Source organism: Sandaracinobacteroides sayramensis (genome assembly GCF_022014495.1).
GTDB classification, from domain to species: Bacteria; Pseudomonadota; Alphaproteobacteria; order Sphingomonadales; family Sphingomonadaceae; genus Sandaracinobacteroides; species Sandaracinobacteroides sayramense.
Genome location: NZ_JAKLSQ010000011.1, coordinates 1 through 11,721, shown reverse-complemented (window position 1 = coordinate 11,721; position 11,721 = coordinate 1). Strand labels below are relative to the sequence as shown.

Here is an 11,721-nt window from a genome sequence, read left to right as displayed (position 1 = left end):
TACGCCGACGGGGAGGGTTCGAGAGGGGACAGGGATGGACCCTTGGTTGAGCAACGTGGGCGCAAAGGAAAAGGGAGTATGATGAAGAGCATTTTCCATGGCGGCGTCGCATTGGGCGCGCTGCTGGCCGCTTCCGCCCCGGCGTGGGCGCAGACCGCCGATGCCGCACCCGATCCCGCGCTGGCCGCGACCAGCGCCGACGATGCCGGAGTCGACATCATCGTGACGGCGAACCGCCGCGAAGAGCGGTTGCAGGACGTGCCGGTTTCGGTTTCCGCCTTCGGTGGCGAGCAGTTGCAGGACATGCGGATCAGCGACGTGCGCGACCTGAACAATGTCGCCCCGGGCTTGCGCATTTCCGCCGCCGACGCCGCCGCCAACCCGAAGATCTTCATCCGGGGCGCCGGCCTTTCCGATTTCAACCCGAGCTCGTCGAGCGGTGTCGGCATCTATGTCGACGGCGTTTACGTCGGTTCGCCGCTGGCGCAGCTCGCCGGCTTCTACGACATCGAGCGAATCGAGGTGTTGCGCGGCCCGCAGGGCACGCTGTTCGGCCGCAACACCACCGGCGGCGCCATCAACGTCATCACCAAGCGCCCGCAGCAGGCGTTCGGCGGCGAGGCGTCGGCCGAATATGGCGAGCGCAACAGCCTCACTCTCAACGCCGCCGTCACCGGGCCGATCGCCACCGACCGGCTGGCCTTCCGCGTGTCGGGGCAATATGTCCGCGACGATGGCACCACGAAGAACCGCGTGACCGGAAACCGCATCGGCTATCAGGATCGCTACGCCGCGCGCGGCCAGCTTCTGTTCACCCCGGACGACGATGTGGAGTTCCTGGCGCAGGGCAGCTTCTTCCGCAACCGCGGCAGCGCGGTTCCGGTGAAGCACCGTGGGCTGTTCGCGCAGCCGGGCACGCCGACCGGCCCGGACGGGCTGTGCGCCGGCGATTTCCGCGACGGCGGCTGCCGCGACGCGCTGGGCTATTACGACAGCTCGGACGACCCCTTCTCGGTGGAATCCAATCTGGAAGGCAAGGACGAGGTGGATGTAAAGACGCTGTCGCTCAGCGCCACCATCGGCTTGCCCGGTTTCGACGTGATTTCGGTGACCGCCTATCAGGACGCCTGGCGCGACGCGCGCGAGAACACCGACGGCAGCCCGTTGCAGATGCTGGAATCGCGCTACAACAGCAGCCAGAGCCAGTTCAGCCAGGAAATCCGCTTCCAGTCGCAGGGCCATGGCCGGGCGCGCTGGGTGGCGGGCGCCTATTACATGCGCGACCATCTGCGGGACAACAGTTCCTACGACGTGCTGCGCGACCTGCGGCCGCTGTTCACCACGCCGGAGAATCCGACAGGCGTCAGCGTCGAGGACAGCGTCGCCCTGTTCAGCTGGCCTTACACGCAGAAGACGGACAGCTACGCCTTCTTCGGCCAGCTCGACTATGACGTGACGGAGCGGATCACGGTGACGGGCGGGCTGCGCTGGTCCGCCGACGACAAGGCCATCAACTACACCAGCCAGGCCGAAGGCGGTGCCATCGTCCTGCTGCGGAAGCAGGACCGGAAGACCTTCAGCGACTGGTCGGGCCGGGCGATCCTCGCCTACAAATTCTCGCCCGATGTGAACGGCTATCTGAGCTATAACCGGGGCTACAAGTCGGGCGGTTTCTTCGGCGGGCAGGCGACGCTGCCCGAACAGCTCGAGCCTTACGACAATGAAACGCTGAACGCCTATGAGGCGGGCCTAAAGACCCAGTTCATGGACGGGCGGATGCGGGCCAACGCCTCGGCCTTCTATTACGACTACGCCAACCAGCAGGTCTATTCGCTGGAGGTGCGCAACGGCATTTCGATGCAGGTGCTGACGAACGCCGCCTCCTCCCGCGCCTGGGGCGGCGAGCTGGAAGTGGCGGGCAGCCCGCTGCGCGGCCTGTCGGTGAATTTCTCCGCCAGCTATCTCAACACCCGAATCCTCGACTTCGTGTCGGCGGGTGAGGATTATTCCGGCAACAAGCTGCAGCATTCGCCGGAATGGACGCTGAGCGGCTTCGTTTCCTACGACGCGGAGCTGGCGAACGGCTCGGCGATCACCTTCAGCGGCAGTGCCAACTGGCGCAGCCGGGTGTTCTTCGACAACACTGAGCGCCAGCGCGTTTCCACCGGGCCGCTGACGCTGGTGGATGCGCAGGTCGGCTGGCGCTCGCCGGGCGGCGGCTTCGAGGCCGGCGTGTTTGCCAAGAACCTGTTCGACAAGCGCTATCTGGGCGGCATCTCGGCGCTGGAAAGCCTGGGCTATGACGCGCTGAGCTTTGGCGCGCCAAGGCGCGCCGGGGTCTATGCGAATGTGAAGTTCTGAGCCTGTCCGGGGCGGGGGAAACCCCGCCCCGGATGCCTTTCAGGCCCGCTGGATCGAAGGAAACGCAATGAATCAGGCGGACAGCCTTCCCACGACAGATGCCGCCGCGACCGGCTGGGGCGGTTCGCCCTTCACCCTTTCGCAGGTGGCGGCTGCGATGCTGATTGGCACCGTCGGCGTGACGATCGCCGGCATTCAGCCGATCCTCTACGGCGCGCTGCTGGAAGCGGGCCGGATCAACATGGCGCAGATCGGCCAGGCCGCCACGCTGGAGCTGCTGGCGCTGGGCATCGGCGTGGTGCTGGGCGGGGCGCTGATGAAGGGTGCGCGCATGCGCCCGATGGTGGTGCTGGCGGCGCTGCTGCTGGCGGCCGCCAACCTCGCGACCCTGCGCGTCAGCGGCGACATGGTGCCGCTGGTGCGCGGGCTCGCAGGGCTGCCGGGCGGCGCCATGGTCTGGGTGATGACGGCGACCATCGTCCGCTCCGCCCGCCCGGCGACGCTGGCGGCCGCCTCGCTTCTGACGCAGGCGCTGGTGCAAAGCTCGGTCGCGGCGACGGTCGCGTTTCTGGCGCATGGCGCCGTGGGCGGCGTTCCCATCGCCATTTCCCTGCTGTCGCTGGTGGCGATCGCGGTAACGCCGCTTCTGCCGCGCGCCTTCGCGCCGCTGCCCAGGGAGCCGACCGTTTCCGGCCTGCCGCCGCTGCGCGGCTGGGCGGTGCTGGCGGCGACGCTGTTGCTGCAGGCCGCCATCGTCGGCGCCTGGGTCTATATGGAGCCGGTCGGCCGGCAGGCCGGGCTGACGGACGCGCAGATCGCCTTCGCCACTCCGGCCTCGCTCGCCTCGCAGATCGTCGGCGGGACGATCGCCATCCTGCTGTCCTCGCGCGTGCGCTGGTTCCCGGCGCTGATTCTGGCGGCGAGCGGGCTGGTGCTGCTGATGCTGGGCATGTCGCGGATGCCGGCGCCGACGATGTTCATCGCCATGGAAATGGGCTTCGGCGCCTTGTGGACCTTCAGCTCGCCGTTCCTCACCCCCTTCTCGATCGAGAACGACCCGACGCGGCGCACGGCGATGCTCGGGCCGTCGGCGATGCTGATCGGCTCGGGGCTTGGGCCGATCGTGGCGTCGGCGCTGGCGGCCGGTGGAGACGGGGTGCTGGTGCTGCGGATGAGCGCGCTGTTCGCCGTCGGCACGATGCTGCTGATCACCGGGCTGTTCCTGACGCGCCGCAAGATGGGCGGCGCGCGTATCTCCCACGCATGAAAAAAGGGCCGGCGCAGGCGCCGGCCCTTTCGATGCCGGTTGGAAAAGCTCAGGCCTTCGCGGCGATGACGATGATTTCCACCTTGTAGTCGGGCGTCGCCAGCTTCGCTTCGCCCGTGGCCCGCGCGGGGGCCGGGGCGTCGGCGATCCAGCCGTCCCAGACGGCGTTCATTTCCGCGAAGTCGGCCATGTCGGCAAGCCAGATGGTGGCGCTCAGGAGATGCTGCTTGCTGCTGCCGGTGCGGGCGAGCAGCGCTTCGATCTGGGCGAGGATGCCTTTGGTCTGCACGGTCACGCTTTCGCCCGGGGAGGCGACCTGCCCGGCGAGGTAGACGGTGTCTCCATGCACCACGGCCTGGCTCATGCGGGGGCCCTGGTCGAAGCGGGTAATGCTCATGCTTGTCCTCTTTCAGCGATAGCGGTTGATCGAAAGGTCGTCGGCGGCGATCGCGGGGGCGCGGCCGCCGATGATGTCGGCGATCACATGTCCCGAACCGCAGGCCATCGTCCAGCCCAATGTGCCATGGCCGTTGTTCAGGAACAGGTTCGGGTAGCGGGTGGGGCCGATGACGGGCGTGCTGTCCGGGGTCATCGGCCGCAGCCCGCACCAGAAATTGGGCTCGGCATAATCGCCGGCGCCGGGGAAGAGCGACCGCACCGATTGCTCCAGCGTTTCCCGCCGCACCGGGTTCAGGTCGCGGCGGTAGCCGGAAAGCTCGGCCATGCCGCCGACGCGGATTCGGCCGCCGAGCCGGGTGATCGCCACCTTGTAGCTTTCGTCGAGCAGGGTGGAGACGGGCGCGCGGGCCTCGTCGACGATGGGAAGGGTAATGGAATAGCCCTTCACCGGATAGACGGGCAGGCGGATGCCAAGCGGCGCCACCAGCGCGGGGGCAAAGCTGCCCATCGCCACCAGGAAGGCGTCGCCCGCGATCGGGCCTTCGGCCGTCTCCACCCGCTCTATCCGGCCGCCGGCGTGGGATAGGCCGGTGACGGTGCGGCCATATTCGAAGCGCACGCCCCTGGCCGCCGCCATTTCCGCCAGCCGGCTGGTGAAGAGGAAGCAGTCGCCGGTCTCGTCGTCCGGCAGCCGCAGGCCGCCGACGAAGGGCGCCTCGCTGGCGGCCAGCCCCGGTTCGGCGGCGATGCAGCCGGCGCGGTCGAGCAGTTCGAAGGGAACGCCGTCGGCGCGCAGCACCTCCATGTCGGCGCCGAGCTTGTCCATGTCCTTCTGCTTGCGGAAGAGCTGCAGCGTGCCCTGCGTCCGCTCGTCGTAGCGGATTCCGGTTGCCGCCCGCAGCGCCCGCAGCTCGTCGCGGCTGTATTCCGCCAGCCGCACCATCCGCTCCTTGTTGATGCGGTAGGCGGCGGGCGTGCAGTTCATCAGCATGGCGAGCGTCCAGCGCAGCATGCCGAGGTCCGGCCGGGGGCGGATGATGAGCGGCGCGTGCTGCATGAACATCCAGCGCAGCGCCTTCAGCGGCACATTGGGGGCGGCCCAGGGGGAAGCGTAGCCGGGCGAGATCTCGCCGGCGTTGGCGAAGCTGGTTTCCAGCGCCGGGCCGGGCTGGCGGTCCACCACCACCACTTCATGGCCGGCGTCCGCCAGATACCAGGCGGAGGTGACCCCGATCACGCCGCTGCCGAGAATGATGACGCGCATGGCCTTCAGGCTCCGAGATGGCGGCGGGCGTAGCGGCGCCCAAGCCGGGTGAGGATTTCGTAGGAAATGGTGCCCGCGTCCTTCGCCACGTCCTCCAGCGTCTGATGGGGGCCGATCATCTCGACCGGGGCACCGGGGAACAGATGCGCTTCGGGCACGTCGGTCACATCCAGCGTCAGGCTGTCCATCGAGACGCGCCCGGCAATGGGCACGCGGACACCGCCTATATAGGCCGCGCCCCGGTTACCGAGATGGCAGGGCCAGCCGTCGGCATAGCCGATGGAGACGGTGGCGATGCGCGTTTCGCGCCCGGCGGTGAAAGTGAGGCCATAGCCCACGCCGGCGCCGGCCGGAATGCGGCGCAGCTGGACGATGCGGGCCTCCAGCTGCACAACGGGGCGCATCGGATTCGGGCCGTTCGTCAGCGGGTTGGCGCCGTAAAGGGCGATCCCGGGGCGGACGAGGTCGAAATGGCCGGACCTGCCGCCGAGCGCGCCGCCCGAATTGTCGAAGGTCCATGGCACTTCGGGAAAAGCGGCGGACATTTGCTCGAAGCGGGCGATCTGCGCGGCGTTGGCCGGGTTCGAAGGCTCGTCGGCGCAGGCGAAATGGCTGGCGATATAGCGAAGCTCGATTCCCTCCAGCCGCTGGCGGGACGCCGACAGTTCCGCCAGCTCCTCCGGGGAAAGCCCCATCCGCGACATGCCGCTATCCAGTTGCAGGATGGCGGGCAGCTTGCGGCCGAGGTTCGCGGCATGGGCGGCCCAGCGGTCGATCTGGTCGAGCGAGTTCAGGACGGGCACCGCCGCTGCCTGCGCGCATTGCGCTTCCGCCCCCGGCATCAGCCCGTTGAGCACATAGAGCGAACAGGCCGCGGGCAGGGGTTCGCGCAGGTCCACCGCCTCGCACAGATGCGCCACGAAGAAATGCCGGCATCCGGCTTGCGCCAGCGCCCGGGCGACCGCTTTCGCCCCCAGCCCATAGGCGTCGGCCTTCACCACCGCGCCGGTCGCGGCCGGCGCGACGGTGCGGCCGACCAGGCGCCAGTTTTCGATAAGGGCCGCGAGATCGATCGTGAGAATCCCGCCAGCCCCGACAGCGTCGACCATCAAAGAGACGCCTCCTTTCCCGCATTGGACCATATTCGAAACAGGTTCGAAAATCCGGCCATTGTTTGCAATGATCTTGCATATTGCACATAAGATCGGGCGATATGTTCAGAATATGGAACATCGTTCGATGGATATCGATTCCCGCGATCGCGCGATTCTAAGGCTGCTGCAGATCAACGCCCGCCGGACGCATGCGGAGATCGGCGAGCAGGTGGGGCTGTCGGCCTCTGCCTGCCACCGGCGCATCCGCATGCTGGAACAGGCCGGCCATATCCGCGGCTATACGGTGGTGCTGGGCCGGGGCGGGGCGGGCGAGCGCCGCGTGAACATGCTGGTGCAGGTGACGCTGGAGCGGCAGACGGAGGATTATCTCGGCCGCTTCGAGCGGGCGGTGCGGGCGTGCCCCGAAGTGAAGGAATGCTTCCTGATCGCCGGCTCGTTCGATTACTGGCTGCGGGTGGAGGCGGAGGACGCCGCCAGCTACGAGTTGATCCACAGCGAAATCCTCTCCCGCCTGCCGGGGGTGACTCGGATCAACTCCAGTCTCGCCATGCGCGACGCGCTGGGCCAGCGACGCGACGGCATGTGACGCCCGGCCGGCCTGCCCCGCCGGGCGTTCCGCCGCCTTCCCGAATGGCGCTCATCCGAGCAGCACGACTCCTCCGGGAAGCCGGGTGGCGCCGACTCCGGTAAGCTGCTGGATCTGCACCACGGCCAGCTCGATCTGGTTGACGTGGAATACTCCGGTCACCGTTCGCGACTCCAGGCCGCTGCCGCGCAGGACGAGGCGCCCGGGAAAATGCCGGTTGATCTCGGAAACGGCGGAAGCGAGAGGGGTGCCGTTGAAGACGAGGAGGCCGCGCCGCCAGGCGGTGGCGGTTTCGGGATCGGCGTCGGTCCGGCGCATGCCGCCGTCGCGGCGCCAGGCGATCGCCTGACCGCTGCCGAGCCTGACGTCCTGCTGGTCCCGGGCGGTGGTCAGACTGCCTTCGAGGCAGGTGACGCAAAGCTCGGTGTCGAGGGCGTTCACATTGAACCGCGCGCTTCGGGCGACGACCGATGCGTCCCTCGCCCGTACGCGCAAGGGCGTGTCCGGCTTGTCGACGGCAACGAAGATCTCGCCGGAGACGAGGCGCATCCCGGCGCCGGACAGCGAGAGGCTGGAGCGGGCGTTCATCTCGATATCGACGCCCGCCATCGGCGACAGCTTGCGTCGCTCGCCGGGGCCGGTGCGCTCGTCGGCGAGCATCTCGCCGAGCGTCGGCCAGAGGCCGAGCGGCGATTGCGTCGCGACCACGCCGGCCGCAACTCCGGCTGCGACCGCGCCGCCGCGCAGAAAGGCGCGGCGGCCGATGGCCGGGCCATCGCCGGCGCGCGCCGCGCCATTGTCGTTGGACCCGGCGCGCGCCGGCAGAGCGGACGGCAGATCGAGCGCGTGCAGTTCCTCGAGAAAGCCGGCGGCGACGCGATAGGCTTCGCCATGCGCGGGGCTGCATCGGCGCCAGCGCTCGAACGCGGCCCGGTCGTCGTCGGTCACCGGGCCGATCGCGAAGCGCGCGGCCCAGTCCATCGCCTCCAGCTTCAGGGGCGCCACATCCTGTTCGAGGCCGGTCCGCGGTGTCACGAACGGGCGCATCCGCTGGGGGCGCTGAAGGGCGAACGGTACATTGGCAAGCTTCTCCTATTCCCTAGACACTTTGAAGCCGCGATCAGCGAAGACCTCTTTTCGGCCGAGCCGCCGGGCGCAGTGGAAGACGGCGGCGCGCAGGTCGGTCTGGACGGTGCGCGGGCTTACGCCATATCTGGCGGCCATGTCCTCGGTGGAGGCGCCGTGCATGAAGCAGGCCAGGAAGATGTCGGCCTGGCGCGGCGGCAGTTCCTGCAGCGCCTCCAGGATCTTCTCCACCTTCAGCTTCGCGTCGGCGGCGCGGTGCGCGTCGGGCGCCTCGTCGGCATGCCCGGCGATCTCCTCCAGTTCGACCGTGTGCGCGTGCCGTTCCTCGCCGATGCGCAGGTCGCTTGCGAGGTTCATGGCGACCCGGATCAGATAGGCTTCCTCGTTGGCGACCGGCGCCAGCTCGCCGCCCTTGCCGAGCCGCAGCCAGGTTTCGTGCAGCGCCTCGTCGGCGAGGCTGTCAGAGCCGAGCCGCCGCGAGAGGCGGGCGCGGATCTGCCGATACCGCTCGGCCAGCGTCCGCCGCAGATTCTGGCGCGTCGAGGCTATCATCGCTTCATCGGCCGGCCACGTCGAACCTGAGCGGCTGCGGCATGCCCTCGGGCGGGGCGAGATCGAGGCGCGCGCCTTCGAGCAGGGCGACGATCCGGGCATCGCGCGCGGGGTCGGCGCTGGCGATCGCCACCCGAACGTCGTGGAGCGTGCCGTCGGGGCGGATCCGCGTCTGGATGCGCATTCGGGAATCGGCGCCTTTGCCGACGACCCGGGCGGTCACCATGATGTCGCGGATCTGGCTCGCCATGTCGGCGATGAACCGCCCGCTCATCAGCTGGCGGGGCGCGCCGATCAGCCGGGTCGCGCGCACCTCCATGCGGTCGAGGACGATGACGTTGCCCGCGCGATAGGCCGGCGGCGCCGCCTCATCGGCCGCGGCGACGCGATCGGCGCGCGAGATGACGGCCGACCGGCGGCTGGTGAAGCGCGCCACCAGTCCTGTGCCGTCGAGCATCGAGCGCAGCGCCTGCGGCGGGCCGAAGACGCCGACGACGGGAGCGGAGCGCCGTCCGGCGGCATCGCTCTCGTCGACCAGCACGTCGACGCCGCTCGTCTCGGCGAAGCGCGACAGGGCGGTGTTCAGCGGCTGGACTGGGATGTGATAGCTGTGGACGGCCGAGGGCGCGGGATCGTCATTCGCCGCCGCGGGGGAGGCCAGCAGCGCGGCCGCGAAGGGCAGGGCAAGCGCCGCGCGCCAGCGCGGGCGGCTGCCCCGCTCGAAGGCGGGCCGGAGGGCGCTCGCCGTCATTTGAGCTCATATCCGATCGGCAGCGTGACGCCGATGGGGGAGGGCCAGTTCGAGGGCGGCGGGGGCAGCGGCCGGGCGCGCAGCACCGCGGCGATCGCTTCCTCGTCGAGCAGCCGCGACCCCGAGCTCATCTCGATCCAGATATCGAGAATCTGGCCCTGATGGTTCATCAGGAAATGGATCCGGGCGGTGCCTTCGAGGCCGGCTTCGCGGGCTTCGTCCGGATAGCGCCGGAAGCGTTCGATGTGGCGCAGCAGCAGGGCGCGGAAGGGCTGGGCGTCGGCGCCCGAGCGGATCTGCAAGGCGCCGCCGACCGGCTCGGCGGCGCCGGACGCGCTGGCTTCGCGGCTGTCGCGCGCCCCCCTGGGCGCCTGCGCTGCGGGCGGGTGATCCCGGCCGGCGGCCTGCGGCGGACGGCCTTCGGCCGAAGGCGCGCGGCCCGGCGGCTCGGCCGCCATCGGCCCCGTGCTGCTCTTGTCCTCGAGCCGGTCGGTTCCGCTCTCCGGCAGCGGCAGCAGCTCCACGATCAGCACCGCCTCTCCGCCCTTTGTGCCAGCGCGTTTTCCGTTCGGCCCGGCGGCCGGCCAGACGAACAGCGCAAGGCCCAGCGCTGCGTGGATCGCAAGCGAGCAGAGCAGGCCCAGGCCCCGGTCGGGATAAGAGGAACGGTCGGCGAATGTCATGGCGAGCAGCGACTTGATGCGTCGGTTTCGTGAAAGCTTCGCGTCATCGCCCGAAGCGCGGCTTGCCGCCGCCTCACGGCCGGCGGAACGGCCAAAAGACGCGGGCGTGAAAAAAGTCCTGCGCCGCCCGCCGGGAATTCCGGTCCTTCAGAATATGGAGGCGGAAGATGGACGGCGTCGCGTTGGTGAGAGTGAATGCAGGTGCGGGCGTGCTGACGGGCGTGCAATTGCCGGCGCCCCGCCAGACCCACGCCGCGGACGGGCAGCCGATGCCGCTCGCCCGTGGCCGGGCTCTCGACTGCGTCGCCGGCCACGGCCTGCCGCGCTACCGGATTCACGTCGGCGACCTGGTCGTCGATCTGCATCATGCGCCCGGGCAGATGGCGCGCGAACTGCATGTGCCGCGCGGGCGTGCCCTGCTGCTGATGCCGTTCGACGGCACGGTCGAGATCGCACATGCGGACAGCACATTGCCCTGCGCGGCGGGGACGCCCTGGCTTTGCGCCGCGCCCGGCCGCTTCAGGCTGACCTGGCGCGACTGCACGGACGTGCTGGCCATCCATTTCCACCGCGAGCCTCTGAACGCCGCGGCCAGCGCCCTGTCGGGTGACGGCAGGCGTCTCTCCGCGCTGGCGACCGCGCTGCCGCCGCTGGCCGAAAACCGTCGCCTGCTGCGCGCGGCCGATGTGATGATCGGGCTTTTCGGCAGCGGGCTGCCGCCGCAGGGCGTGACGATGACGGCGGTCGCCACATCCTTCTACCGGGGGCTTGCCGAGCATGTCGCCGCGAGCGGGATGACGGAGATCCTGCAGCCGGTGCGCGCGGTGAGCGAAGCCATGCGGCTGGTGCGCGAGAATCATCGGATCGCGCGCGACGCCGAACAGCTCGCGGCCGCTGTCGGGGTGACGGGCGGGACCCTGCGCAAGGGCTTCCGGGCCTGCCTCGGCATGACGGTGAAGGAATATATCCGCTCGGTGCGCCTCGACTGGGCACGGGAGCGGCTGGAAAGCGGCATGGAGAGCCGCACGATCGCGGAGATGGCGGCCGCGGCGGGCTTCGCCGACACGCCGAGCTTCTCGCGCGCCTATCTGCGTCGCTACGCGGAGTCCGCCAGCCAGACGCGCGCGCGGGCCGTGCGGCAGAGGGAGTGAGGCGAAACGACAGGCACCTTCATGTGCAGCGCCCCGATTCCAATGAATTGCAACAATATAGATTGCAATTTGATTTCCTGTTTTCAAGTAAAATTGCCTTATTGCATAATACATGATTCATATTTCGCAGATTGCATCGCGCAATTGATTCAATTTTGCAACAAAAAATGACGGAAAATTTGTAACAAAATTGCCATTATGTTTGTAAAAACCCGGCAAAAAGGCAAATATGATTTGAAATCGTTCTGAATTGACTTGAACGACTCTGATCTTCCGCCGCAAGAGCATCGCCGACATCGGGGCGCAGGTTCGCAGCAACGTTCTGCTTCCAGCGTCTGTCCTGTGATGTGTGCGACCGAATGCCGTCCGGCCCCGCGCCGTGACGGCCTTGCCGGCAGGGGGTACGGGCTTTGAGGTTCGAGAGAGATCTATGGCGCTTGGCGGCAAGCGGCGGGGCGTTGGCGGTGTTGAGCCTGTCCGCGGTTCCGGCCTGCGCCCAGGGCGCA

At 68.7% G+C, this 11,721-nt stretch carries 12 protein-coding genes; 4 read left to right on the top strand and 8 right to left on the bottom strand.

Features of this window, described 5'->3' with window-relative positions; translation table 11 throughout:
* The first annotated feature begins 78 nt into the window (after positions 1 to 78).
* Positions 79 to 2,361, top strand: a complete 2,283-nt coding sequence (locus L6Q21_RS10345) for a TonB-dependent receptor (protein WP_237830680.1) — start codon at positions 79 to 81, stop codon at positions 2,359 to 2,361.
* 67 nt (positions 2,362 to 2,428) lie between these two features.
* Positions 2,429 to 3,628 carry a hypothetical protein gene (locus tag L6Q21_RS10340; protein WP_237830679.1) on the top strand — a complete coding sequence of 400 codons (1,200 nt, stop codon included), beginning with the start codon at positions 2,429 to 2,431 and terminating at the stop codon, positions 3,626 to 3,628.
* Between the two features lie 49 nt (positions 3,629 to 3,677).
* Here the strand turns inward: L6Q21_RS10340 and L6Q21_RS10335 are convergent, their stop codons facing one another.
* Genes L6Q21_RS10335 through alr form a run of 3 tightly spaced genes read right to left on the bottom strand, consistent with a single transcriptional unit; the run spans position 3,678 to position 6,400 of the window.
* Positions 3,678 to 4,025 carry a RidA family protein gene (locus tag L6Q21_RS10335; protein WP_237830678.1) on the bottom strand — a complete coding sequence of 116 codons (348 nt, stop codon included), beginning with the start codon at positions 4,023 to 4,025 and terminating at the stop codon, positions 3,678 to 3,680.
* Between the two features lie 12 nt (positions 4,026 to 4,037).
* The gene (locus tag L6Q21_RS10330) at positions 4,038 to 5,291 is read right to left on the bottom strand and encodes a D-amino acid dehydrogenase (RefSeq protein ID WP_237830677.1); all 1,254 of its coding nucleotides are present in this window, start codon (positions 5,289 to 5,291) and stop codon (positions 4,038 to 4,040) included.
* A 5-nt stretch (positions 5,292 to 5,296) separates the two neighbouring features.
* Positions 5,297 to 6,400, bottom strand: a complete 1,104-nt coding sequence (gene alr / locus L6Q21_RS10325; RefSeq protein WP_237830676.1) for an alanine racemase — start codon at positions 6,398 to 6,400, stop codon at positions 5,297 to 5,299.
* A 130-nt stretch (positions 6,401 to 6,530) separates the two neighbouring features.
* Here alr and L6Q21_RS10320 point away from each other — a divergent pair, with 130 nt between their 5' ends.
* Positions 6,531 to 6,992: an Lrp/AsnC family transcriptional regulator gene (locus tag L6Q21_RS10320; RefSeq protein WP_237830675.1), complete on the top strand. Its 462-nt coding sequence runs from the start codon at positions 6,531 to 6,533 to the stop codon at positions 6,990 to 6,992.
* A 51-nt stretch (positions 6,993 to 7,043) separates the two neighbouring features.
* Here the strand turns inward: L6Q21_RS10320 and L6Q21_RS10315 are convergent, their stop codons facing one another.
* Genes L6Q21_RS10315 through L6Q21_RS10300 form a run of 4 tightly spaced genes read right to left on the bottom strand, consistent with a single transcriptional unit; the run spans position 7,044 to position 10,064 of the window.
* The gene (locus L6Q21_RS10315) at positions 7,044 to 8,039 is read right to left on the bottom strand and encodes a FecR family protein (protein WP_237830674.1); all 996 of its coding nucleotides are present in this window, start codon (positions 8,037 to 8,039) and stop codon (positions 7,044 to 7,046) included.
* A gap of 45 nt (positions 8,040 to 8,084) precedes the next feature.
* Positions 8,085 to 8,630, bottom strand: coding sequence for an RNA polymerase sigma factor (locus L6Q21_RS10310; protein ID WP_237830673.1), 546 nt, complete (start codon positions 8,628 to 8,630; stop codon positions 8,085 to 8,087).
* Positions 8,631 to 8,634: 4 nt separating this feature from the next.
* The gene (locus tag L6Q21_RS10305; RefSeq protein WP_237830672.1) at positions 8,635 to 9,381 is read right to left on the bottom strand and encodes an STN domain-containing protein; all 747 of its coding nucleotides are present in this window, start codon (positions 9,379 to 9,381) and stop codon (positions 8,635 to 8,637) included.
* Positions 9,378 to 10,064, bottom strand: coding sequence for a TonB family protein (locus L6Q21_RS10300; RefSeq protein ID WP_237830671.1), 687 nt, complete (start codon positions 10,062 to 10,064; stop codon positions 9,378 to 9,380). Before L6Q21_RS10300 ends, L6Q21_RS10305 begins: the two co-directional genes overlap by 4 nt.
* Before the next feature lie 167 nt (positions 10,065 to 10,231).
* Here L6Q21_RS10300 and L6Q21_RS10295 point away from each other — a divergent pair, with 167 nt between their 5' ends.
* Entirely contained in the window at positions 10,232 to 11,215 is a 984-nt protein-coding gene (locus L6Q21_RS10295) for a helix-turn-helix domain-containing protein (protein ID WP_237830670.1), read from the top strand.
* Positions 11,216 to 11,411: 196 nt separating this feature from the next.
* Here the strand turns inward: L6Q21_RS10295 and L6Q21_RS10290 are convergent.
* Positions 11,412 to 11,721 (bottom strand): hypothetical protein (locus tag L6Q21_RS10290; protein ID WP_237830669.1); only part of this gene is annotated, 310 nt, incomplete at its 5' end.

Coding starts and splice junctions, on each gene's coding strand:
- alr (WP_237830676.1), bottom strand. CDS start 6,400: ATGGTCGACGCTGTCGGGGCTGGCGGGATTCTCACGATCGATCTCGCG.
- L6Q21_RS10310 (WP_237830673.1), bottom strand. CDS start 8,630: ATGATAGCCTCGACGCGCCAGAATCTGCGGCGGACGCTGGCCGAGCGG.
- L6Q21_RS10295 (WP_237830670.1), top strand. CDS start 10,232: ATGGACGGCGTCGCGTTGGTGAGAGTGAATGCAGGTGCGGGCGTGCTG.
- L6Q21_RS10335 (WP_237830678.1), bottom strand. CDS start 4,025: ATGAGCATTACCCGCTTCGACCAGGGCCCCCGCATGAGCCAGGCCGTG.
- L6Q21_RS10305 (WP_237830672.1), bottom strand. CDS start 9,381: ATGACGGCGAGCGCCCTCCGGCCCGCCTTCGAGCGGGGCAGCCGCCCG.
- L6Q21_RS10345 (WP_237830680.1), top strand. CDS start 79: ATGATGAAGAGCATTTTCCATGGCGGCGTCGCATTGGGCGCGCTGCTG.
- L6Q21_RS10315 (WP_237830674.1), bottom strand. CDS start 8,039: ATGCGCCCGTTCGTGACACCGCGGACCGGCCTCGAACAGGATGTGGCG.
- L6Q21_RS10320 (WP_237830675.1), top strand. CDS start 6,531: ATGGATATCGATTCCCGCGATCGCGCGATTCTAAGGCTGCTGCAGATC.
- L6Q21_RS10340 (WP_237830679.1), top strand. CDS start 2,429: ATGAATCAGGCGGACAGCCTTCCCACGACAGATGCCGCCGCGACCGGC.
- L6Q21_RS10300 (WP_237830671.1), bottom strand. CDS start 10,064: ATGACATTCGCCGACCGTTCCTCTTATCCCGACCGGGGCCTGGGCCTG.
- L6Q21_RS10330 (WP_237830677.1), bottom strand. CDS start 5,291: ATGCGCGTCATCATTCTCGGCAGCGGCGTGATCGGGGTCACCTCCGCC.